The organism is Acaryochloris sp. 'Moss Beach' (assembly GCF_021497025.1).
GTDB lineage: Bacteria > Cyanobacteriota > Cyanobacteriia > Thermosynechococcales > Thermosynechococcaceae > Acaryochloris > Acaryochloris marina_A.
Map to the genome: position 1 here is coordinate 4,653,185 of NZ_CP071717.1, position 23,766 is coordinate 4,676,950.

Sequence of the window (23,766 nt, forward strand, 5' to 3'; positions counted from 1 at the left end):
ACGTCAGCGTCCTTACAGAGTTTATCGAACAGTGTTTATGCAACCTTCCCGCTCATTCATCCCCGGTAACCGATATCTAGCCCTATTGGTTGCGTCTGTCTCTTTTGTCTCCTTCTTGCCTGTATCAGTTCAAGCTCAACGCGCAGGAGATTTAGATGGCTCTGGTGCTAGCCAGTCCTCTGATTTAGATAATGTTGAAGTATTGAGTCCCAGTATTACAGGGGGGTTATTTAGTATTCCAGCGGGAAAACGCTTGATGACTGAGGCCGAAAGCGCCTACAGTTCTCAAAATTTTGATTTGGCGGCCAACAAGCTTCAAGATGCCCGTCAAATCATGAACCAGCTTTCCAACTTCTATTCAACCCTGACCTCTAGTTTTCTAGGCGTTGACCGCCGGGTTTCCGAAAGTCACCGGAAAAAAGCACTAGAAACGGCACAACTTCGAGATAAATCAACCTATCAGCTGGCTTTGGTGTATCGAGCCCAAAATAAGCCCGAGAAAGCAATTCCTTTGTTAATTGAGATTATCCGTAGCCAAAACCCGTCTCGAAATTTGGGTAAGAAATCCTACCAGCAGTTGGTGGAATTAGGTTTTTCTGACATTCCCTACCCCCGCACTCCAGGTGCTAAAACCTCCACTTCACCTGAAACGTCTCCAGAAGCGCCTGCACAGCCCAAGTAAATCCTCTTCTCATCTGCTTTTTGAAGTATTGAGGTTGCATAACGGACTCATAGTTTAAAGCTAAACTAGTGACGTTCTTATTTTCTTCAAGCATCTAGATGATTAACCCGGATGACCTTACTGCAATGATTCAAGCTGGTTTGCCTGGGGCTGAAGTTTTTGTTCAGGATCTAACTGGGGGTGGTGATCATTATCAAGCAACGATCATTTCTGCCGAGTTTGCAGGCAAAACCCTGGTTCAACAACATCAGTTGGTCTATCGCTCAGTCAATCAAGTGATGGCCAGTGAGCAGTTGCATGCCTTAGCGCTGAAAACATTCACGCCTGAAAAGTGGCAGGCCCAACAAGCAGATGTGGTGCAGTCCTCCTAACGGCTGAATCACATCAATCATAAACCCCCTGATTAGAAGTAATTTTTGGATCCTGTTATGACACCTGAATTGAAAGAACGCCTTGATAATTTAGTTCAAACCAACAAAGTCCTCGTGTTTATGAAGGGCTCTAAGCTGATGCCTCAATGTGGATTTTCTAATAATGCGGTTCAGATCCTTAATAGTCTTGGCGCACCCTACGAAACGGTAGATGTGCTAGAAGACTCCGATATTCGCCAAGGAATTAAAGAGTATTCCAACTGGCCAACCATTCCCCAGGTCTATATCAATGGGGAGTTTGTGGGTGGTTCTGATGTCTTGATCGAGCTATATCAGCAGGGTGAGCTGCAGCAGTTGGTCGAGGTTGCCTTAGCCTCTTAAATTATTTCAGCAGGTCTTTCTTTACCGTAGCAAGACTTAGCTCATCGATGGGAAGTCATCGAGATAGTCGCTGACATCGGCATCTGGTAAGACTAAAGTCGCCCGTTCACTGGCAATGGGCGCTTTGGGCTTTTCAGGGGTAGGTGCAGGGGTGTTGTTTTGCTCTGGTGCTTCGCTAGAAGTGGGTCCTGCTTGGCTCATCAACGTTTTTAAGAGCTTCCGACTGAGTTCCATATAGGAAGTAGATTGATCCTGCGAAGAGGTTCTCTCCGGTAAGATGACCTTCTGCATGAGGTACTCAATAGTCTCTTCTTTGACCCAGCCTCTACGAACCAGTACTTCTCCTAGTCGCATACCGGTAATTTGCTGATCAGCCAGGGCTACTTCGATCTGTGCTGAGGTTAATAGACCCGCTTCCATAAGATAATTACCGAGTTTCTTACTATCGGCAAAGTTCTTTTGGTTGGCGTTATCTGAGTTTGTTTGAGGGACGAGCTGGCTTAAATTATCTTCCCAGCCGCATTCTTGGCAATCCCAATAAACGGGAGGTGGGTCTTGCTGAATATAGGGGCTGCCACACCGGGGGCACTTGCCTGTAAAGAACGGATGATCCTTGAGGACTTTGAGATCCTCCAAGCTGCTCATATGGAGCAATACTTCAGCGACAGACGATCTCTGGGGTGCTGGTGGAGCCTGACGATGGGGTGGAACAGATTGAGAAGGGGCAGGAATATCTGGACGAGCGGCGTTACGGGTGGGTGAGGGAGCTGAGTTACTTAATCTAAACTCGTGAATGAGGCTGGCTGTCTTTTTCCCAGGATGTGGGTTATAAATCTTGACTGAACTAAACCCAGCAGGATGGAGCATTAATAGCTGATCCCGGAGCATTTGGATCAACGTAGATTGCTGTGCCTTTTGAGGGGTATGCAAGAGAATCTGTAAGCAATCGTCTTTATGCTTCACTTTGATGTGAGCACCTTTGGGCATCAGGTGACGATTGAGTACGACAGCAATAGCTTGTTGATTTCCTTGTTGAGCGAGCTTCAGAATTTTTGTTTGATCAACGTCCACTACAAATTTCTACCCTAGATTTGCTGTTCTCACCTATAGTTATCCTACCCATTACAGGGTGTGAAATATCTTAGTTCTTGAAATATCATCAATATGGTGGGTCATGGTGACTGAATTCCGCCTTGGGTTAGTTTCCCTCGAGAGGTTAAACATTCAATCACAAGTATCTGTTAACCTAACAGACGATAGCCAACAAGAATAAATGGACATTTAGTTCTCTGTATGTCCAGATTCTAAAGCCAATCTAGGTTATTGACCACACTGATGTAGAAAGACTGAAGTTTTATTATTTTAAGACCTCATGGTTTTCTTCTCGGCTAGCGATCCACCGATTTCGCTGAGTTAATATTTGTAGTTTTTCTTTTTTCCCTTATTGTGAATAACCTGCGTACTGTTTCTGACACAAAACGAGCTTTTTACTCTATCCATACCCGTCCCGTGAATTCAGTGTATCGAAGGGTGGTGGAGGAGCTCATGGTAGAGATGCATCTACTGCGGGTAAATGAAGATTTTCGCTACGATCCTATTTTTGCCTTGGGCGTGACCACCTCCTTTGACCGGTTTATGGATGGGTATCAGCCTGAGAATGATAAAGACACAATTTTTAGCGCTTTGTGTAAGGCCCAGGAAGCCGATCCAGTGCAAATGCAGAAGGATGGCCAGCGTTTAACAGAATTGGCCCAGTCGAAATCTGCCCAGGAAATGTTGGATTGGATTACCCAAGCGGCTAATTCCGGGGGCGATGAGCTGCAGTGGCAGCTAAGGAATATTGCTCAAAATCCTAAGTTTAAGTACAGCCGCCTGTTTGCGATTGGGTTGTTTACCCTTTTAGAACTCAGTGAAGGGAACATAACTCAAGATGAAGAATCTTTGGCAGAGTTTCTGCCTAATATTTGTACAGTGCTCAATATTTCTGAGAGTAAGCTGCAAAAGGATTTAGAAATCTATCGAGGGAATTTGGACAAAATTGCCCAAGTTCGTCAGGCCATGGATGATATTTTGGAAGCTCAAAAGAAGCGTAGAGATGCAGACCAGGCTAAGCAAGAAGGTTCTGATGATACACCTGCTGCCGAGGCTAGTACCCCAGATTCTGAACCTACGTCTGAGGTCTCCAGTTAATTTTCTGTCTTAACGGAGTAATACCATGACCGCATCTGTCTGCCTTATTCCGGCCCATAGCTATGAGCAATCTTCTCTAAAGGAATCTTTAGAATCGGTTCTTGCCCCTTTGGGAGGGATGACAAAATTTGTCACTCCAGGTGATCGGGTTTTACTTAAACCTAATTTGTTAACGGGGGGACGTCCCCAGAACGAATGTACGACTCGGCCTGAATTAGTTGCGAGGGTGGCGGAGATGGTCATAGCAGCTGGTGGTCATCCTTTTATTGGTGATAGTCCGGCTTTTGGGAGTGCTCGGGGTGTTGCAGAGGCCAATGGTTACGAACCTCTGTTAACGGCCTTCGATATCCCCATTGTGGAATTACATGGCGGTCGTTATCCCACAGAGAGCCAGACCTTTGATCATCTGAGACTGTCGAAAGAGGCGATGGAAGCGGATGTGATTATTAATCTGCCGAAGGTGAAGTCCCATGTCCAGCTCACGATGACGTTGGGGGTCAAGAATTTATTTGGCTGTGTTCCCGGCAAAATGAAAGCCTGGTGGCATATGGAGGCGGGGAAGGATGTGGATCGGTTTGGGGAAATGCTGGTCGAAACAGCCCGAACCCTAGCTCCTAACCTGACTATTGTGGATGGCATCATTGCCCATGAAGGCAATGGCCCTAGTAACGGTGATCCTAGGCGCTTAGGGATAATGGCGGCTTCTGAGGATGTCTTTGCGTTAGACCGAGCTATTTTGAAGATGTTGCAGGTGGAACCAGAACAAGTGCCCACGATGGCAGCAGCTCTTCGCCTGGGATATTGTCCAGATTGGCAAGATATTCAGTTTCCCTTGGGCCATCCCCATGATTTGCAGGTCACAGACTGGCGGTTGCCAGATCATTTGATGCCCATTGATTTTGGGGCACCTCGGGTTCTGCGGTCGACTTTCAAGCATCTCTATATCCGCTGGATTAAAGAACCCATGACAGCCTATGCTCAGCGGTAGGTGACGATAGCTTTATAACGTTGACGCAGATCTGCTGGTTAAAGACGGTGAGACATCATCGGGCCATTGGTGTGATTCGGGCTTCTGAATTGGCCTTGGGGTTTCGCATGGCTGAGGCGATTGCCCAAGCCGGTATGACGCTAATCGAAATTGCCTGGAATAGTGACCAAGCCGCTACCTTGGTGACTCAGCTTCGGGAAGCTCTACCAGACTGTCAAATTGGTGTGGGAACAATTATGACAGTTGATCAGTTACGAGTTGCGATCGCAGCGGGTGCACAGTTTTGTTTTTGCCCCCATGTCAACCTGGATATTATTCAGACGGCGGTGGCTAACGATATTCCCATTATTCCCGGAGCTTTATCACCTACAGAGATTGTCACGGCCTGGCAGGCCGGGGCTAGTAGTGTCAAGATTTTTCCGGTAGAAACGATGGGAGGAAGCCAATATATCCAGAGTTTGCAAGGTCCCCTAGGACATATCCCTTTGATACCCACGGGTGGTGTGACGTTAGAGAATGCTGTGGCCCTGATTGAAGCAGGGGCTGTGGGGGTGGGGTTATCGAGTTACTTATTTCCCAAGGGAGCCCTCCAATCTGGGGATTGGCCAGCAATTACCCGCAGAACAGAGCAGCTATTGCATCAATTGCTGCCGTGATTAATGGTGGAGCTTATCGGGTCAAACAGTGCGCTGGTGAGGTTGGTTACAATGACGGGGAGCGATATCTTGGGTAATGAATAACTATCGTGTTGATACTGGGGAGCTGAGACATGATTGTCAAAGCAGAGTTACTGGCTGCGATCGCAGGTACAAATCGAGGTGTGATCACTACAGAGGCCAATCGCAGTTTAGTTCTGGATAAAGTCGTTCAGCTCGAAGTTCAAAATCCTACGCCACAACCCTTAAGCGAACAAGAACTACTCAGTGGTGTCTGGCGGTTAATTTATACAACGAGCCCTGATTTGCTGGGCTTGGCACGACTACCCGTGGTGCCTGCAGGGCCGATTTATCAATGTATTCGAGGTCAGGAACTAAAGCTGTATAACGTTTTGGAGTTGCAGGGTATCCCGTTCTTAGAGGGTGTGCTTTGTGTGGCAGCTCGGCTGACCCCCGTATCAGAGCGACGGGTCCAAGTCAATTTTGAGCGCTCTATTTTGGGGGTGAAGGGGTTAATGAATTATCCTTCCTTGGATGTCTTGATTTCTCGTTTGGAGACTCAGAGCCCAGTTGCAGCCCTCTCGATGCCCTTAGATGCCGATCGTTCAGCAGGCTGGCTAGAAACGACCTATTTAGACGAGGACTTGCGCATTGGCCGGGGCAATAATGATAGCCTCTTTGTGTTGACAAGAGTCTAAAGGTTGAGGATGGCCCGACCCACTTTATATGCAGCGATTACCAACCATGGCTTTGGTCATGCCACTCGCACTGCAGCGGTCTTAGCAGAAATTCAGCGGTTGGTCCCCGATGTGCTCCTGATTGTGGTCACGAGTGCCCCTCGATGGCTGATTGAGTCCTATCTGCCTGGAGACTTTATTTACCGTTCTCGGGTCTTTGATGTAGGAGTGATTCAGAAGGATGGTCTGAATATGAATATTCCTGCCACCCTGACGCAGCTGCAGGAAATTCGTACCTATCAACAACGGTTAGTTGCTGGTGAAGTGGACTATATCAAGCAGACCGGCGCCCAGCTTGTTTTAGCCGATATTCCCCCATTGGCGAGTGTGATTGCTGAAAAAGCAGGGATTCCCTGCTGGATGGCCAGCAACTTTGGCTGGGATTTGATCTATGAGCAGTGGGGAGAGGATTTTGCGGAAATTGTGGAATGGGTGCGAGAGTGTTTCGGCAAATGCGATCGCTTATTTCGCCTCCCGTTTCACGAGCCCATGTCAGCATTCTCCAATATTACAGATATCGGCCTGACAGGGGCTTCACCTCGCTATACCACCCTTGAATTGCGCCGTGTTTTTGGCCTTACAGCTAACCCAGAAAAGACCGTTCTGCTCAGCTTTGGTGGACTGGGGCTCGCTAAAATTCCCTACCGCAATCTTCAGCAGTTTCCAGATTGGCAATTTATTACCTTTGACCGCCTTGCCCCAGATATCTATACCAACCTAATCAAGGTTACGGATAGCAAATATCGACCCGTAGATATGATGCCTTTATGTAGTCGCATTATCAGCAAGCCGGGTTATGGCACCTTTGCTGAAGCCTGTAGGCTTGACATTCCCATTATTTCCATCCCTCGGGATGATTTTGCCGAAGCACAATTTTTATTAACGGGGCTACAAGACCATAACCATCATTATTTACTGGCAGAAAATGAGTTTACTGAAAGCCAGTGGGAGTTTTTGTTTCAGCCTTTACTGCCACCGCGGAAAGAAACATCCCTGCCCAAAGATGGGACACATACTTTGGCAACGGCTGTGATCAATTATCTGTATCAGGACTAGCTCTGGAATTGGTTTTACATTAAATGCTTCAGACGACGAAGTCGATCGGAATAACTCCGCATTACTTCAATAGCAAACATAGGAGTATTTTGGATCGCAAAAAGAAATCGCTCCTGATTTAAGTACACCAGGCTACAGTCACTTCGAGCAATAGCAGTCGAGGCTCTTGTTCCAGAGGGTTGAACTAACGCTCCTTCTCCAAAGACATCTCCGGCCTGAATGGTTTCGACGACCTTGCCTTTGACGACTAAATCTACTTTTCCAGTTAATAGCCCAAACATGACTTCACCGGCTTCGCCTTCTGCAAATATGGTGTCTCCTGCTTTCTTAAACAGGGGAGCATCGGCTTTATGAAAGATACTGACGGTTCTTGCAGGTTCTGCCATAGGAACGCTAAATCTCCTTAGATTATTTCAAGGGTACGTCAAAATCTTCAGATCTGCTTTGTACCCATTGAGTTAATTACATAAATTAAATGTCAATGAATTTTATTGAGTTCTGTATGTTTCACTGTCGGAGAGCCAAAAGAAATATTTTTCTCAGCATGTCTCAAGGTCTAATTGAACAAACCAAAACTTGTTGGAAGTCAAAAGAGATATAGCATGTTCCACACCAGGAGAACCGTGATCGATTGGCTTAGGTTTGGTTAAGGGGCAAATATGGCAGCTCACGCTGATGCTTAGTCCCAACATGATTGCGGGCATACTCTAAACGTCCACATTTTTATCACTTTTGATGGTACCAATAGAGCCGAATCCTTATTGGAATGTGGATGAGATAGTTGCTTTTTTTCTGACCTATCTCAGTTCCAAGTTTGTTGGATTGTTTCTGCTGGCGTAATCTCTATCAACTCATGCAATACCCCTTAACTCTTAAATTCAAGCTATGGGCCTTCGCCCCTCAGATTTTTGTAACTGATAATACGGGCAGTCTTGTCCTTTATGTTAAACAGAAGTTGTTTAAGTTAAAAGAGCAAATTACTGTCTGTGCAGATGAGGCTCAAACCCAGCAACTTTATAGTATTGGTGCCGATCGGATTATCGATTTCTCGGCTCGGTATCATTTCCGCGATCGCACAGGCCAAGAACTTGGCTCCGTGAAGCGCAAAGGCATGAAGTCTATTTGGAAAGCCCATTACGATATTGCTGCAGGGCAGTCAGAAGTCCCGGCGTTATCCATTCATGAAGAGAACCCCTGGGTCAAAATCATGGATGCCCTATTTGCGGAAATTCCCATTATTGGTATGTTTACGGGCTATCTTTTTAACCCCACTTATTTGGTGACTCGACCCGATGGCACCGTGGTGATGCGCTTTAGTAAAGTACCCGCTTTCTTGTCTCGCATCTTTACGATCAAGCAGGTAGACCAGATGACTGAAGATGAGCAGCAAATGGCGGTTTTAAGCTTGCTAATGATGATTTTACTGGAGCGGCATCGAGGTTAAATCATTCATGAAAATCGGCTTCCCATACCCCGATATAGATCCGATCTTTTTCATTGCGCTGAATAATTCCCTTTAGTTCACCTACCTGAAATTCGTATTCCTGGACCTGTCTTTGGTAAATCAAAGTCAGTTGTTCTACTACTTTTGCTGGGGGACGTTCTTTGAGCATGCCTTGTAGAGCTAATCGGAGAGTGCTGAGTCCGGCTGATTGGGCAAAGGCAGCTTCCGTTTGTCGCAGTCGTTGGGTATCTGTATCCAATAAGAAGCCAAAGTCTGTTCGATGGGGTTGGAGATTTTTGTACAACAGCCCATAACTATTCGGCCAGTAACCTGGACTTTTCAATGTAGGGGGACCTAATGCAGTCTGAATATCTTTATCCGTTGCCCCGACGCTAAACACGGGTACGCTTTTGGTCTCAGCCACCAACACAACGCCCCCAGAAGCATTGGGAGGCGTTGTTTCTATTGGTGCCGGGGTTGGTTTAGGTGAGGCGGATGGACGCGCCTCCGTCTGGGTTGGTGGAGATTGAAGAGATGTTGAAGGTTGGTTAGCTGGGACCTGAACTTCTTGTTCTGGTGATGGAGGCAGATCTGTTTGGGGTTGACGATCGCTGGAGAGGACCCAGATAGCAATACTAATTCCCAATCCACCCAAAAGAAAGAGACCGATGAGTTTCCCATACCTACGGATGGGGCTCGCTGAATCAGCGACTGGGGGTTGTTCGAAATACTGCAGGGAAACCTCTTCAGAGGCTGTTTCTGCTGGGGCGGAATCTTCGTTATCTAGGGGATTGAGGATGTGGGAGATTTGTTGTTCAAGCCAAGTCTGATCAAATACCAGTCTATAGATTTGATTGGCCACTTGAATTTGCTGACCGTCCTGCACAAGAAGTCCCAAACGCAGCAATTCGGTTTCTTCTTCTGCTTGGGTGGATTGGGCCTGTAACTGATGCCAAACGACTTGATAGTAGGTCAATAAATCAATGGGATCACAGTTCGAATTCTGAAGAACTTGTTCTTCAAGGCTGCTGAGATGTTTGGTGGCAAACCCAGATCTCCAATCGCGAATAATTTGGTTCTGAACAAGCTGTTCCACAATAGCGGATTCTTCTCCAGCTTCAACAAAAGAACTGGTGCGGACGAGGTGGGCGACTTTTTGGTTAAGTACAGAGTGATTATTGGTCCAGGTGAGAATGGCTTCTAAAAGTCGATAGGGATAGGCTCCAGCTTTACTCAGATTGAGAAATTGGAGTCTGATTTTATCGTAGGGATGGAGTTTTTTCCGTTCTCTCTGAATCCACTTAGGGTTAAAAACGGACCGAAAGAGGGGATGGGCAATGATGAGGCGGTTATTGCGCAGGGTGACTAGTTCTAGGTTAAGCAGTGCTGTTTGTTCTAGGTCTCCGGTGAAGGGAATGTCATACTGGGTGAGAATTTGTTCGTAAATTTGGAGGAGGGAGTAAGGGTTGGCGAGTTCATTCTCTAATAAATACTCTCGCAGATGTTGCCAATATTCTGGAGTATCAAAGTTAATGGCCTGATCGGTTTCAGATTCCTGGGATTGGGGGATGTCCTGAAGATGGAGATGGGTCAGGAAAAAGTTAATGGTTTTGAGTTTGATCCAACCGTTGGCTACGGCAAGGACGCCAAATCGGAGTTGGGTTAGGTTTTGTTGCTCTAGAAGGTAGTCAATTTGGGTATCGGTGAGTAGGTGGGCTTGGCGTAGATATTGCCCAATGGGTAACAGGTCCGGATCGTGAAAGAGGGTAGGCCATTGCTCGGCGAAAAAGTGGGCAGTGGGTTCGTGGAGCCAGCCATGTTCGCAGAGGAGGTCGCCGAGGCGATGTTGATTAATGGTTTGTTCTTGTAGGGCAAGACTGACCTGAGCGGCAGAGACTAATCCGGCTTGCTGGAGGATGGTTCCAAGGGGCTGAGTTGTGGCAGGTGCTGAAGGCATATTGATGATCAGCAGAAAGGCTGTCAATCAGAAAGCTGCATATTTAAGACTCTAGTTTACTCAGTTGAATTTTGAACTATGGTCAAATGATTCATGATCTCATATTATCATTAACGCAATCACAAGCAGGTAAGTAATTGATCATATTATCAAGCTCATATAAATTTTTTAGAAGCAACCTTAATCTTAGATTATTAATTTATGTTAATACCTGCATAAATATTGGAAAACATTAAGATGATTTAAGTGGTTTGATTGAAAAAAAATCTTCAAAGTACTTGTGCCAAATTTTTTAAAAAAATCAATGAAAAGTGAAATTAGTAAATGAAATAACTCATAATGATTTATGTCGATATATCAGGGAGCATGTCACCTTTGCACATGCACAAAATTTGTCTTTAGAAATTTGATATCTGAAAGCAAGGCTAGCAAAAGTTTCTGAGATGAGTATAAATACTAGCTTACAAAGGTGACATGCTCCCGATATATCAAACTCTTGATGGATTATTTTTTTCTCCGAGATTTTTATCGTAATTTTAGTGTATTAATTCTAAATATATACTTAATCATTTATATTAAATATGTATGAATTCTAGTCAGTATTTTTTTTTGGTTTAATTCTTTGTCTTTAGTGAGTATTTATTGAGGTTTGCAAATGATCAATCAGGCTTTATCTAATGTAATTAAAAATTCTCAAGAAAATCGAACTTATTCTAACTATGAGCTTAAAGGAGTAAACATGACTTCTAAACAAAAGATTCAGACAATTTATGGCCATATTCTTAGTCAAGAAACGAATATTGATTCTTCAAAAGAGATAGTTCTTGAAACTCTATTTGGATTTACTTTTTTTAACTAATGAAAAAGCACGTCTTGATATATTGAAGTTAGATAATAATGATCACCAAGCTATTTTGACTGAGAATCTAGATATTTTTGACAAATTTTTCTGGAATTCATTAAACTATAATCACTCCTTACTTATTAAGATCTCAGGAGGTTTAATACGATCTATCAAGATCATTTCGAAAGACTTTCAAGTTGAGAAACAACTGTTTTTCCGTAGTTCAGTTATCTCTAGTGATGCATGTCAAACTTGTATAAATCGTACTCTAAGTGCACTTCAACCTCCTCATGATACTCTAGCAAATGCTAAGGCGATATGTTGCGGTACGGTAGAGTGTCCTGACAGCCATCCTAGTTGCAACTAGTCAAGATATTATTGCAAGAAAAAATTAGAAGTAGGTAAGGATTGGAGAAAGCCGCAATCTTCCTTGTAAAGGTCATTAAAAATTAATACCTTTAGTTCTTGTAAATAGGAGTTTCTTATTGTTTGCCTACTTCTTTGGCCAAAATCTATTAGGTTTATCCTCGTTATATCTGTGAATTTAAACTTGCTTTAAAAAATTCTAATTTTTACTAAAGATTGTGCATTTAGGATTAATGAATATATACTCAAGCTTAATTAGTTATATGTCAGTATTAATCTGCACTATAAACCTGCAAAGAAAATATTAGTTGATGTTTTTTTTAGGAATGACAATTATATATTCTTGTTTTTTTGGTATTTTTGAAAAAAATTAGATGGAAATTATAATCAGTAGCTGGTTTTAGGTAAGAAATTGTTTTTGATATATTTGAGGCTTCACCTATCATGAATCAAGAAGAAAGGTTGTTTGTTGCTTTTTTTTAAAGCCTTTTAAGATATTTCTATCCCCATTTCTTTTTGTAATTTTCAATCTAAGTTTTTGCCTTGCTCAAAATGTTGTTTTTAAAAAAAACAAGATAATATAAGAGTGTTGCAAGGGCCAGCATATTTAGTTCAAAAAAACAGATGGGAAAATAATTGGAAGTAAACTATTTCATAGCTTCAAAGAACTTAGTTTAATTAAAAATGAATCCCTTACCTTTAGAGGTGATTCCTCTATTGACCTCATTTTTTGCTCGTGTTTTAGGTGGAAAGATATCTAATATAGACGGCCTAGTGCAGACTCAAGGGCTCAATGCGGATTTGTTTTTATTAAATCCTCATGGAATAGTTTTTGGACCAAATTCTAACCTAAATGTAAATGGCTCTTTTTTTGCGACTACTGCTGAAAGTATTTTATTTGACGATGACGATTTGCCATTTAGTGTTAACCAATCGGATAGTAATCCTATGTTAACTTCGAGTCTGCCTATTGGTTTGAGATTTGGTAGAAGTCCTGGTCCAATAGTAAATCGTTCGTCATTTCAGCGTCCTTTATTCCCTTTTCCTGGAATACCTCCTAGCTTTGTTGGTCTTGAAGCTAAATCTGGTTTTACTTTAGCTTTTCTAGGAGGAGATATTGATATGAGAGAAGCATTTGTTACTACCAGGAATGGGTCTATTAACATAAGTAGTATTGGAGGATATTCGACAGTTAATCTCAAACTCTTATCTTCTAATCAATGGAAAATAAGCTACAACGGAGTTAACATTTTTTCAGATTTAAAGCTTATAAATACTCAAATAAATTCAACTGGTTTATCAGGTGGTAGTGGTTCTATTGATATTCATGGCCAAAATATTTCATTGACTAACAAAACAAGAATCACAGCTTTTAATGGAGATAATCCCCAAGTAGGTAATATTCGTGTCAGAGCTATTGAAAAGCTAACTCTAAAAGATAGAGCCAGCATTCAGACAAGAGCATTTGGAGATAGAGCTGGTGGGAATATAAGTATTAAAGCTAATATCATTGAAATTGATAGTATTTTCCCCGATGACTCATTTTTTTACTGGTTTATTTGCGACTACGACCTCAGGATCTGCTCAGTCGGCAGGTGATATTAGTATTCAAACGAACGTTTTGAGCTTAAATAATGAAGCAAAGATTTCTGTTAATAGTAATGGCTTAGGTGTTTCTGGCAACATTAACATTCGAGCCAAGGAAGTAATATTAGACAATAAAGCAGCTATTTTGGCTGACTCTTCTAGAGCAGATGGAGGGAATATTGTATTAAACTTAGATAATTTTTTTATTTATGAGAGGGCAAAGCGAAATTTCTTCAAATGCAGGATCTTCTGGAGAATTTGGTGACGGAGGAAATATAAGTGTTTTTTGCAGATTTTGTAGTTTCTGAGCCTAATACAAACAGTGACATTACTGCTAATTCTGTTAATGGGCAAGGTGGGAAGATCAATATTGCAGCTCGGCGTAGCTTCTTTGGATTCAAACCTCGTACCCTAAAAGATCTAAGAGATCTCAGTCCTGATGATCCTAGACCTAGTGCTTTAAAGTCTAATGATATTACAGCGTTTTCTCAGGCCGGTGGTCCAACTTTAGGGGGTCAAATAACAATAAATAGTCCTAACGTTGATCCCAGTGAGAATCTCTCTGAACAACCAGATGTTGTTGAGCCCCCTCAAGAAATTGCTAAGGGATGTCGCCCAGGTCAGACTCTCGGTGATAGTAACTTCGTTCATGTTGGGCGTGGTGGTCTTCCCCCCAGGTCCACACGAAGCCCAAACTCCATCCACGGTTTGGAAAGACCTTCGTGCCCACAACCTCCAACCCTCTTATGCAACCGCTACAGATACTTTGCCTACGTTTTTAACTTCTAAAGTGGGTCCTGATATCGTAGAAGCAAAAGGCTGGACCAAAGATTCCCAGGGTCGCATTTACCTCACTGCCAACATTCCCCAACCTACCCAAAGCCCCCAACCCATCGCAACTTGCTAGACATCCCAGATTGACCGAGAATAAATGTCTAAATCGCTAAATTGGGCAGTTATTGTTCGTTTTGGAATATGGGCAAAGGAATTGGGGAAAGCACTGTACCATCAACAACCGTGAGGAAGGGAACATTAATGCTTCGAAGAAAGGCTCGACGACTACTGCCTCTTACTCGTAAAAGATTACGCTGGGTTGGAGTGGCCCTTTGCAGTGCCTGCCTAGTCCTTGGTCTAAGCCTTGGGCAACGTCCCGCCCATTCTACCCTCCTTGCCAACCAACTTACTTCCAGCACTCCAGCAGCCTCTAGTCAGCGTTTTGCAAACAATCCTGCCCAACTGGTGGAACAAGGGAAAGCCTTTTACCAAGGGGGACAGTATGCCGCAGCCGCAGAAGCCTGGTCTCAGGCTGCACAAGGTTATAAAAGTCAACCCCTGAATCAAGCCATCGTTCTGAATCAGCTCAGCCTTGCCCAACAAGAACTAGGTCAATGGTTAAAAGCCCAAGATAGTCTTCGCCAAAGTTTAGAAATAGTTGGCGCCCCTCCAGCCCCTGAAAACTTATCTATTTATGCCCAGGCTCTTAATGCTCAAGGCAGCTTGAATCTATCTCAGGGTGATCCCAAAAGTGCTATGGACACTTGGGGGGAAACAGCAGAAATTTATGCCCAACTAGGGGATGAAATTGGTCGCATTGGTAGCTTGATTAATCAGGCTCAGGCCCAGCAAGTAATGGGACTCTACTTAAAGTCTCGTAAAACCTTAGAAAAAGTTACTGCTGAATTGGACCAACAGGCTAATCCAGAAATTCGGGCCACCGGATATCGCAGCTTAGGCAATGTCTTACGCTTGGTCGGAGATCTGGAAGAAGCAGAAAGATCTCTACTCCTGAGCTTACAAAACGCCGAAGTAACCGATGCTCCCCAAGAAGTAAGTATGACTCAACTGAGCTTGGGGAATACTGCTCGTGCCCGTAAGTCCTTTGACCTCGCCATAGACTATTACCAAAAAGCATCTCAGTCGCCTATACCCTCCACACAGCAACAGGCTCGCCTAAATCTACTTAGCGTCTTAATCGAGAAACAGGACTGGCCCCAAGCCCAACAGCTTTGGCCACAAATTGACACGGAATTAAGTGGGCAACCCCCCAGTCGCCGCAATATTTATAGCAAGGTCAACCTCGTCAAAAGCCTCGTAAAGCTTAATCAAGAGTCACCTAGCAAGACTCCCTCTATCCCTGACATTGCCAATATTACGGCAAAGGCAGTTCAGCAATCCTATGACATTGATGATCCGCGTGCCCAAGCTTATGCTTTAGGAAATTTAGGAAATTTATATGAACTAGATGAACAGTGGTCAGAAGCTCGCAAATTGACGGAGCAAGCTCTTTTCATTGCCCAGGCGAATAACGCCAGCGAGATCAGTTACCAGTGGCAATGGCAATTGGGGCGCATTATGGATGCCCAAAAGCAAACCGAACAAGCCACCTCTGCTTACCAAGGAGCTTATCAGACCCTGGAATATCTACGTAAAGATCTAGTTGCCACCAATCCAGAAGCTCAGTTCTCCTTCCGTGAAAGTGTGGAACCTGTGTATCGAGAGCTAGTAGATCTATTGCTGCGGGGGGACAATCCGAGTCAGGAGAACCTGAATCAGGCCCGTGCAGTGATGGAGTCCCTGCAATTAACAGAATTAGATAATTTCTTTCGGTCTGCTTGCCTGGATGGCCAAATTATCAGTATTGAAGATATTGACCAGCAGTCTGCAGCCGTGGTGTATCCCATTCTGCTCAAAGACCGCATTGAGCTGATTACCAGTTTGCCCCAGCAGAAAGACTTAAAACATCAGTCGATTCCCATTCCTCAAGCTGAGGTAGAAAAGACCATCCAGCTATTCCGTGAGGAAATAGAAAAACCCTACACCTTTATTGAAAGTAAGGAGTTGGGTCAAATTGTCTATAACTGGCTGATTCAACCCCTTCAATCTGGTTTAGAAGAAAGCCAAGCCGATACCTTAGTGTTTGTTCTGGATGGGGCCCTCCGTAACCTACCCCTCGCTGCCTTATACGATAGCGAGAATTATTTGATCGAGAAGTATGCCCTCGCCTTGGCTCCAGGCATGCAGCTGATCAATACTGAGCCTCTGCAAGGGCGAGAACTCCAAGTGATTGCCGCGGGGATTAGCGAAGCACGAGGTTTTTATCCACCCCTGGAAAATGTCAAAAAAGAATTAGATAAGATTAGCCGATTGGTTACTAGTACAGTGCTGCTGAATCGTGATTTTACTAGTACTTCACTACGAGAACAGATCCAGTCCTTGCCCTATCCCATTGTGCATCTTGCCACCCACGGTAAATTTAGCTCAGAAGCAGAGAAAACCATACTGCTGGCTTGGGACAAAGAAATCAACGTCAATCAGCTTAATGAGCTATTGCGTAGCAGTGAACAAGTCCGGCCAGAACCCATTGAGCTTCTAGTGCTAAGCGCCTGCGAAACGGCTGCTGGAGATGACCGGGCTGCCTTAGGGTTAGCGGGTGTCTCAGTTCAAGCTGGAGCCCGGAGTACCCTGGCGTCTCTTTGGAGTCTGGATGATGAATCCACAGCCTCCCTCATTGGAGAGTTCTATGACGAACTCGTTCAATCTAAAGTCTCCAAGGCCAAAGCCTTACAAAAAGCTCAGGTCGCTATGATCCAGGATCCAGACTTCCGTCACCCTGCCCACTGGTCAGCATTTGTGCTGGTGGGGAACTGGCTGTAATTTAGCTTTCATAAAAAAATGCCAGGAGCCAGAATTGAACTGGCGACACGAGGATTTTCAGTCCTCTGCTCTACCGACTGAGCTATCCCGGCGCGGTTAGTAACTTTTGACCTTTGTCATCGTAGCGAACTTATTACCACTTGGCAACTACAAATTTCTCTTAACTTCGACATTGGCCCAGCCCATTCCCTGTATAGGTTGACCCTCAACATGGAAGCATTGGCACCACAACACTCCCATCGGAGGAATTTGGTGCCTCTAATAGGGGGATAAAAAGGGAATGCCACAACATTGCTACTGGGAAGAGGATGATTGCAGATTGCCGTTATTATTGGCCAGAATTTTTTCGTTCAGTACAGAGAGCGCTTTGGCATATTGAGGATCGGCGAGGGTGCCAATCTTTTCTCGGTCCAGAGACAGGGCTTCCCGCTGATCATCTGTGAGTTTGACCTCGATATCTGGTTCAATCCCTTTTTTGTTGATATCTCGACCGCTAGGGGTAAAGTATTTGGCAACGGTCACTGCCAGACCTGAACCATCCTCTAAAGGATGCACGGATTGGACCAGCCCTTTGCCAAAGGTTTTAGTGCCAATAAGAACGGCCCGTTTGTTGTCCTGCAAGGCCCCAGCCAGAATTTCGCTGGCACTAGCTGATCCTCCATCTACAAGGATTACAAGGGGTTTATCTGTGAGGGTGTTTTTACCAGAAGTGAGCTTGTCTTCACCGCCTTTGCGATCCACTGTGGAAACAATGGTGCCTTTACCCATCCACATGCGAGCGATCTCTGCACTGGAGTAGAGTAACCCCCCTGGATTAGAACGCAGGTCAAGGATAAAGCCTTCAACCTTTTGTTTGTTCAAGGCTTGAATCGCTTCGCGCATTTCCGAGGAGGCATTGTTGCTGAATTGATTGAGGCGAATATAGCCCACATTACCGGCTGGGTTTTTTTGGTTAGAAAAGCGGACGGGATGTATCTCGATTCGGGCTCGCTTAATCTTGAAATTTAGCTTCTCTTTATCCCGCAGAACGGTGAGTGTAACGTCGGTGTTGACGGGACCTCGAATTAAGCTAACGACACCATTAATATCCATCCCTTTGGTGCTTTTGTTGTCAACTTTGATGATGACATCCTTAGACAAAAGCCCAGCGTCGGCGGCTGGACTACCTTCAATGGGAGAAATGACGGTGATATTTTTGGTTTCTTCGTCCTGGGTAATTTGAATCCCGACCCCGGTTAGCTCCCCGGAGGTATCAATTTGCATGCTCTTGAATTGCTCTGGATCCATGAAGCGAGTGTAAGGATCTTCAAGCTTGTCCAGCATTTCTCGGACTGCTTTATAGGCTTCATCCCGAGAGGTATAGTTGCGATTTAAATATTTGTTGCGAATATCACGCCAATCATTGCCGTTAAATGTGGCGTCAACATAGTCATGATTGATGACTTGCCAAACCTCGTCCACCACTTCTTTCGGACTTTCTTTGAACACGGCCCAACTGGACTGCCAAAGGTTTGCACCAATGACGACAACACCCGCTCCAACAAGGGCTGTTGTTCCTAATACTAGTCCGTCTTTTGAATTCGCCATAAGCCTAACCCAATTGGTTTCGTGAGGCACTATCCCCTTCTGTGTACAACAGAGGGACAGTGAGGTACGCCCACTCTAGCACAAGCTTCTAGAAGGCTACATGAGTTGGAAATGAGTTTTGAATGATGGGATTTATTCTTGCTGCTGCCAAGTCTGAATTTGGAGTTGAGCAGAGTCATAGACGCGACTATTACTGGGTATTTTTTGTGCGATCGCAATTGCTGCATCCCGATCAGCCAGCGCTTGTCCTCGGGCCATATCTAGCAACTGCTCAGACCAGTTATCAATGGAAACTTTGGCTTGAAACTGGGACGGTGACTCTGGATCAATTTGATTGGCTTGCTCAATCGCTGCTGCTAAGGCTTTGGGGGTTCCCTTGTTGGCAATGGTTTCTGCACTTTTAAGGAGTTGATCAGGACCATTTGCAGGCACCGTTTGCAGAGGCTCATTTAAAGGAGTACTTTCTGGGGGTTGGAGTTGATATTGCCAATCAGAAATCCGAAGTTGAGCTTCATCGTATAACGTTCGCCCGGGCCGTATTCTTTGGGCCTCTTGAATAGCGGCCTGTAGAGCGGTTGGACCACCCTGTAAAGCTAATTGATCGGCTCGGTCGAGAATGGGCTGATCTTCCCGGAACTGAATTTGAGATTGCCACTGGTCAATCTCTTGTTGGGCTTCTTGCCAACGGTCGCTCTGGGATGAGATTTGCTGGGCTTGAGCGACTGCAGAGGATAAATCGCCGATGTCTCCGGTTTGGGCTTGCATCTGGGCCGTTTGCAGCAGTTGAATATTGGTAATTTCTTTTTGCCAGTGGGAGATTAAGGTTTGGGCCTTTCCATAGAGAGGACTGTTGATATCCAGCTTACTAGCCTGGTTAATGGCTTCTTCTAGATTCACGATGGTGCCATTCCAAGCAGAGGCGCTAGCTTGAGCAATTTTCATAAAGTCTTGGGCTTGCGTCCAGACCGGCGTATCCTGCGGAATCAGCTGCAATGCATCCATGCTGGCATGGTAGTTGCGCCGCTCTAATGAATATTCCGCAATCGTTATGAGTTTGCGGGCTATAGTGTTTTGGGTCTTCCGAGCAGATCGTCGATAGACACTATCTGAAATCAGCTCTTGGACGAGTCCTAGGGATTCCGATAGATTATCTAGTCCTCCTCGCCGCATTAAACGCTTGGCTTTGACCAATTTGCGCTCATCTTTCTGGGCAACGATAATCTTCTCGGTCATGGAATCAAACTGAGTGCCGGACCAGTAGCGATTATCGATCTGAACCAGCTTGATCATAATGCCGTAGGCTTTTCGCCATTCCTCATTATCGAGGGCAGCCTCGGCTCGATTGTAGATGTCTTCTCCTTCGGCCCAAATCTGCTGCCATTCCTCTACACGCTCTTTGACGACTTTGTAGGCGGTGGTTTGAGCGGGGATGCGTTGGGCATATTCAATGGCGCGGTCTAACTTGCCCGCATGAAAGGCATTTTCTGCTAAATCCAGTGCTTGGGTGGACCATTGCTCAATTAAAGGATTGATCGCTGGGCGAAGGGGATGGTTGGTATCGAGGGCATCCACTAATGCGATCGCAGCAAACAAATCTTCTAAGGTCTGTTTACTCGCTTTTTCCTGGGCACAGTAAACCCGCAACGAACCGGATGCGAAGGGCCAAAAGACTTGAGCACAGTTGGGTTTTGCTGGCTGATGCAAGAGCAATCGGTAGGATCCAAAACCAACCCCGCCTGATAGCGCAATCGCAACCATGCCCCAAATGGGCCAATATTTTAAAAACTTAAATCTGCTGGCACCTCGATGGCTCACAGCTTCTGAGCTGATGGAAGAGGCAATAAGATTGGTTTTAGAATCAGTCGTCATCCTGGACTTACAAGACTAAGGTCTGCAATACCCAACAACACAGATCACCTTGCGATCCTACAACTTTGCTAAGGATGATGTCCAAATGAACCCCGCTGATTTAATCACTAACTAATAATGTGCCCTGATGCAGCAAAAAAGAAGTCGATTCGTTTTTACCCTGTATTCAGTTCTCCCATGTTAACCAATGTAAACATCATCTATGGTGATCTTGGAAACAAAACTCTCCAGTACATCTACTTTTCAAGACTTGACTTGGATTCATTGCAGTACAATTAAAAAGATTTATTAAGAGCCTGTAGAGATTCTATGGCCGACCAACTTATTCGAGCCACAGCCGCCGACGATGGTATCCGAGCAGTGGGTGTGATCACCACTCGCTTAACAGAAGAAGCAAGGCAACGCCATCATCTCTCCTATGTCGCTACAGCTGCATTAGGCCGGACCATGTCTGCCGGATTATTGCTGGCTTCCAGTATGAAACAAGCGGAAGCAAGGATTAATCTTCGTATCCGTGGGGATGGGCCATTGCAAGGCATCTTAGTGGATGCAGGTGTAGACGGTACGGTACGTGGATATGTTACAAATCCTGGAGTAGAATTACCCCCCAATGCGAAGGGCAAGTTGGATGTGGGGGGAGCCGTAGGCAAAGGATTCCTTTATGCGGTTCGGGATATGGGATATGGGTACCCCTATTCCAGTACGGTTGAATTAGTCTCCGGTGAAATAGGAGAAGACGTCACTCACTACCTAGTCACTTCAGAACAAACCCCTTCTGCTCTCGCTTTGGGGGTCTTTGTTGGGGCTCAGGGGGTAACTGCAGCTGGAGGACTTTTGATCCAAGTTTTACCTAAAGCAGCCGAAGATCCAGCCCTTGTGGAATTGCTAGAGTCTCGCCTTGCTCATTTACAAGGATTTACTCCCCTATTGCAGGCTGGTAAAACCCTTCCCGATATCTTGGCTGATTTGTTAGGAGATATGGGGCTCAAAATCTTTCCCCATACTCAAATGGTTCAGTTCCAGTGCCGCTGCTCAATTGAGCGAGTACTAGGAGCTTTGAAAATGCTGGGTCAAGATGAATTGTTGGACATGATCGAAAAAGATGATGGGGCAGAAGCGACCTGCGATTTTTGTGGTGAAGTCTATCAGACTACTAGTGATCAGCTGGGAAAACTAATTGATGATTTGAAAACTGAAGCAGAAGCCTAATTTTCGGAGACATGATTGTTTGCCAACAGCAGGTTTCCCTGGCCTGGACGTATTAGTCAGTTTGGTGATGAAGCCTGTATCCACCAACTCTAAGAATAGACTTATTCATAAAAATCCCTTGTAGTTTATCTACAAGGGAAGAATCGGTAGGACGACAATTTTGGTGTGAAGTACCTACTTCAATAAGGCCAGAGTTTGTTCAATGGGTAGTACCTGGCCAAGCAAGTAAATTTAGATCTGCACAGTATTGCCATTTAGGCCTTGAAACTCAAAGAAACCTAGTTCCTCGCGATAGGTCTGTTTGATGTCCCTTAGCATACTGATTGCTAGTTGTTCACCCAATAGGTTTCCACCTGTTGGTATGCCTAAACCGTCACGATCTGGTGGGGTATTAACACCAGAGGCAGTACCATCTGTGCGCCAATGCATCCCTGCTGCATCCCGAAACAGGGTAATGTTTGCAATTAATTTGTTTAACTCTCCATGAATTGTCAAATCTTCTCCGTTGTATGGCATTAAGTCTTGACCCTGAGCGATGGGAATCACTGGGTTTGGAAATGGACCATCTTGGAATAAAGCTTTGGCAGTAGTGGCTGCGGCTGCGATAAAGACTGAGTGACCACCTGGATACGCGGGATGGGTTGGAGAGCCTTCAGGGAAAGCAATAGGAAGTAACCAAGTACCCTCTTGATCAGAACGGCAGTTATTTCTATTTTGTGTCTGGTTATGCGCCAAGATGCGATCCAGCACTTGAGACTGTCTCCATACCTCTGCGCCTTCTCCAAATAGTTGGTTGAATAAATCGTTGTTGAGTGGGTCGGCTGCAGACGGTGCCAATAAACCTCTGCGGAATAGTTCGAGACGCTGGGCATAAACTTCAGGCCTAAGGCGGCGATGGACACACCACTTTTGGAACCAAGCATGTTTTAAGGCATATACAGATGCTAAAGCTGGCTGAATCGTTACGTCTGGGCCACCTAAACTCCCAAATGGCTCAGCGGTGGTTATTCCCCCATTTACATAGGGACTTGCGTTGGAGATACCAGTTCCTAAGCCAAGCAAAATAATAGTAGACCACAAAGCTGATTGGTAAGGAAAATCGATGTGAACCCATTGCCCTGCATCTCTGAGAGTTATGATACGGCGTTCGCCCACTAAAAGGTCGCTTCCAGTAGGATCAACATTGCCATTATTCACTTGAAACCAACTATCAAAGTCAGTGAGGTAATCCAGTTTCTTTTGGGGATAGCGCTGTAGTTGTCGAATTGGTTGATTGCCAAAATCGAAGTCTTGCAGGAGAAACTGAGAAACATGAGGACCGATAGCGCATCCGGTATATGGGCCTCGGAAGACAGTTTGCGGAGTGCATGAAAACCCAAATTGTTGTTCAAAGCCTAGGGCATTCAAATCTTGGCAAGCGTCAGCAATTACGGAATTACTGGCATATTGATCAAAAGGGACATCCCGGCATAACGCCATCCAATAGCGTTCGACTAAGTCAACTGCAGAATTTCGACTGGAGAAAGTTGGCGCTGCAGCCATTCTTGCTCCATTTGAATCATTTCCAATTAATTGGAATGAATAAGCATTGAGAGGGTTCGCAAGCTTGCGAATACCTCCCCCCAATTGCACGCTTTCGAAGGCATCTTGCGTGCCTGTTTGAATGGCTGAAAGTAGCGAATTAAAAGATAGTTCTTGGACTAAACCATTGTCATTATGACTTAAAGCTTTCGAAAAAGATGCAAAGCCGGGACGACCAAGAGCCTCATATTTAGCTTCATCTCCATTTGCGGGTGGTTGCCCTGTTGCGAACTCTGATAGGGCATTGTCACGAGCAAGATCACGGATCTTTCCGACTTTGTGTCGTCTTGTATCGAAGTCTCGCTCAGATATTACATTAGAGCTTTGATCAGGCTGTGTATCAGAGTCCTGCCCAGGTTGGTAGTTTGTCATAATTACCCTCAAAGTATGTTCAAGAAATAGATGTATTTTGCGAAGAATAGATTTCTCCATGAAGAAATTTCTGATGTTTTCATGTGTTGGCCTAGCCTTGGCTTTTATCCTTTTTGTATATGGAGATTGAGTAGGGTATAGCTAGGTCGAAGTGGTGAAAATCGACCGCTGTCGGGTAAAGAATATTTCTCTTCTTTCCTAGCTAAAGGCATTCTTTATTTAGTTGAAGTCAGGT

General features: G+C 44.9%; 20 protein-coding genes and 1 tRNA gene. 14 read left to right on the forward strand and 7 right to left on the reverse strand.

Features of this window, described 5'->3' with window-relative positions; all coding sequences use genetic code 11:
• The first annotated feature begins 37 nt into the window (after window positions 1-37).
• The 3 genes from HRE53_RS21935 (at window position 38) to grxD (ending at window position 1,434) form a co-directional block, all read left to right on the forward strand.
• Entirely contained in the window at window positions 38-682 is a 645-nt protein-coding gene (locus HRE53_RS21935; RefSeq protein WP_212665317.1) for a hypothetical protein, read from the forward strand.
• A 98-nt stretch (window positions 683-780) separates the two neighbouring features.
• Window positions 781-1,053, forward strand: coding sequence for a BolA family protein (locus HRE53_RS21940; protein ID WP_212665318.1), 273 nt, complete (start codon window positions 781-783; stop codon window positions 1,051-1,053).
• A gap of 57 nt (window positions 1,054-1,110) precedes the next feature.
• On the forward strand, window positions 1,111-1,434 hold the full coding sequence (grxD, locus tag HRE53_RS21945; RefSeq protein WP_212665319.1) for a Grx4 family monothiol glutaredoxin: 324 nt from the start codon (window positions 1,111-1,113) through the stop codon (window positions 1,432-1,434).
• A gap of 36 nt (window positions 1,435-1,470) precedes the next feature.
• Here grxD and HRE53_RS21950 read toward each other — a convergent pair whose 3' ends face one another.
• Window positions 1,471-2,505, reverse strand: a complete 1,035-nt coding sequence (locus tag HRE53_RS21950; RefSeq protein WP_212665320.1) for a hypothetical protein — start codon at window positions 2,503-2,505, stop codon at window positions 1,471-1,473.
• 375 nt (window positions 2,506-2,880) lie between these two features.
• On the opposite strand from HRE53_RS21950, the gene psb29 reads away from it, so the two are divergent.
• From psb29 to HRE53_RS21975, 5 genes are all read left to right on the forward strand, one after another.
• Complete coding sequence (gene psb29 / locus HRE53_RS21955) at window positions 2,881-3,624, forward strand: photosystem II biogenesis protein Psp29 (RefSeq protein ID WP_212665321.1); 744 nt, start codon at window positions 2,881-2,883, stop codon at window positions 3,622-3,624.
• A gap of 25 nt (window positions 3,625-3,649) precedes the next feature.
• Window positions 3,650-4,612, forward strand: coding sequence for a DUF362 domain-containing protein (locus HRE53_RS21960; protein ID WP_235107929.1), 963 nt, complete (start codon window positions 3,650-3,652; stop codon window positions 4,610-4,612).
• A 20-nt stretch (window positions 4,613-4,632) separates the two neighbouring features.
• On the forward strand, window positions 4,633-5,268 hold the full coding sequence (locus HRE53_RS21965; RefSeq protein ID WP_235107930.1) for a bifunctional 4-hydroxy-2-oxoglutarate aldolase/2-dehydro-3-deoxy-phosphogluconate aldolase: 636 nt from the start codon (window positions 4,633-4,635) through the stop codon (window positions 5,266-5,268).
• A gap of 113 nt (window positions 5,269-5,381) precedes the next feature.
• Window positions 5,382-5,966, forward strand: coding sequence for a PAP/fibrillin family protein (locus tag HRE53_RS21970; protein ID WP_235107931.1), 585 nt, complete (start codon window positions 5,382-5,384; stop codon window positions 5,964-5,966).
• A gap of 9 nt (window positions 5,967-5,975) precedes the next feature.
• A complete protein-coding gene (locus tag HRE53_RS21975) occupies window positions 5,976-7,061 on the forward strand; it encodes a glycosyl transferase (RefSeq protein ID WP_235107932.1) in 1,086 nt (361 codons plus the stop codon).
• A 14-nt stretch (window positions 7,062-7,075) separates the two neighbouring features.
• On the opposite strand, the gene HRE53_RS21980 is transcribed toward HRE53_RS21975, so the two are convergent.
• Window positions 7,076-7,447 carry a cyclic nucleotide-binding domain-containing protein gene (locus tag HRE53_RS21980; protein WP_212665326.1) on the reverse strand — a complete coding sequence of 124 codons (372 nt, stop codon included), beginning with the start codon at window positions 7,445-7,447 and terminating at the stop codon, window positions 7,076-7,078.
• Between the two features lie 467 nt (window positions 7,448-7,914).
• Between HRE53_RS21980 and HRE53_RS21985 the strand changes: the two genes are divergently transcribed.
• The gene (locus tag HRE53_RS21985) at window positions 7,915-8,505 is read left to right on the forward strand and encodes a hypothetical protein (RefSeq protein WP_235107933.1); all 591 of its coding nucleotides are present in this window, start codon (window positions 7,915-7,917) and stop codon (window positions 8,503-8,505) included.
• A gap of 1 nt (window position 8,506) precedes the next feature.
• Here HRE53_RS21985 and HRE53_RS21990 read toward each other — a convergent pair whose 3' ends face one another.
• Window positions 8,507-10,462, reverse strand: a complete 1,956-nt coding sequence (locus tag HRE53_RS21990) for a hypothetical protein (protein WP_235107934.1) — start codon at window positions 10,460-10,462, stop codon at window positions 8,507-8,509.
• A gap of 655 nt (window positions 10,463-11,117) precedes the next feature.
• On the opposite strand from HRE53_RS21990, the gene HRE53_RS21995 reads away from it, so the two are divergent.
• The 4 genes from HRE53_RS21995 to HRE53_RS22010 all read left to right on the forward strand — a co-directional run bounded on the left by HRE53_RS21995 (window position 11,118) and on the right by HRE53_RS22010 (window position 16,913).
• Window positions 11,118-11,321, forward strand: a complete 204-nt coding sequence (locus HRE53_RS21995) for a hypothetical protein (RefSeq protein ID WP_235107935.1) — start codon at window positions 11,118-11,120, stop codon at window positions 11,319-11,321.
• A gap of 1,035 nt (window positions 11,322-12,356) precedes the next feature.
• The gene (locus tag HRE53_RS22000; RefSeq protein ID WP_235107936.1) at window positions 12,357-13,271 is read left to right on the forward strand and encodes a filamentous hemagglutinin N-terminal domain-containing protein; all 915 of its coding nucleotides are present in this window, start codon (window positions 12,357-12,359) and stop codon (window positions 13,269-13,271) included.
• 562 nt (window positions 13,272-13,833) lie between these two features.
• Complete coding sequence (locus tag HRE53_RS22005) at window positions 13,834-14,166, forward strand: hypothetical protein (protein ID WP_235107937.1); 333 nt, start codon at window positions 13,834-13,836, stop codon at window positions 14,164-14,166.
• A gap of 128 nt (window positions 14,167-14,294) precedes the next feature.
• Window positions 14,295-16,913 carry a CHAT domain-containing protein gene (locus HRE53_RS22010; RefSeq protein WP_235107938.1) on the forward strand — a complete coding sequence of 873 codons (2,619 nt, stop codon included), beginning with the start codon at window positions 14,295-14,297 and terminating at the stop codon, window positions 16,911-16,913.
• Window positions 16,914-16,932: 19 nt separating this feature from the next.
• Here HRE53_RS22010 and HRE53_RS22015 read toward each other — a convergent pair.
• The 3 genes from HRE53_RS22015 to HRE53_RS22025 form a co-directional block, all read right to left on the reverse strand.
• Window positions 16,933-17,005: transfer RNA gene (locus tag HRE53_RS22015), tRNA-Phe, on the reverse strand.
• Between the two features lie 202 nt (window positions 17,006-17,207).
• Complete coding sequence (ctpC, locus tag HRE53_RS22020) at window positions 17,208-18,500, reverse strand: carboxyl-terminal processing protease CtpC (RefSeq protein WP_235107939.1); 1,293 nt, start codon at window positions 18,498-18,500, stop codon at window positions 17,208-17,210.
• 132 nt (window positions 18,501-18,632) lie between these two features.
• The gene (locus HRE53_RS22025; protein ID WP_235107940.1) at window positions 18,633-20,369 is read right to left on the reverse strand and encodes a hypothetical protein; all 1,737 of its coding nucleotides are present in this window, start codon (window positions 20,367-20,369) and stop codon (window positions 18,633-18,635) included.
• Window positions 20,370-20,678: 309 nt separating this feature from the next.
• On the opposite strand from HRE53_RS22025, the gene hslO reads away from it, so the two are divergent.
• On the forward strand, window positions 20,679-21,578 hold the full coding sequence (gene hslO / locus HRE53_RS22030) for an Hsp33 family molecular chaperone HslO (protein ID WP_212665337.1): 900 nt from the start codon (window positions 20,679-20,681) through the stop codon (window positions 21,576-21,578).
• Window positions 21,579-21,809: 231 nt separating this feature from the next.
• Here hslO and HRE53_RS22035 read toward each other — a convergent pair whose 3' ends face one another.
• Window positions 21,810-23,531, reverse strand: a complete 1,722-nt coding sequence (locus tag HRE53_RS22035; RefSeq protein WP_235107941.1) for a phosphatidic acid phosphatase — start codon at window positions 23,529-23,531, stop codon at window positions 21,810-21,812.
• Between the last annotated feature and the right edge of the window lie 235 nt (window positions 23,532-23,766).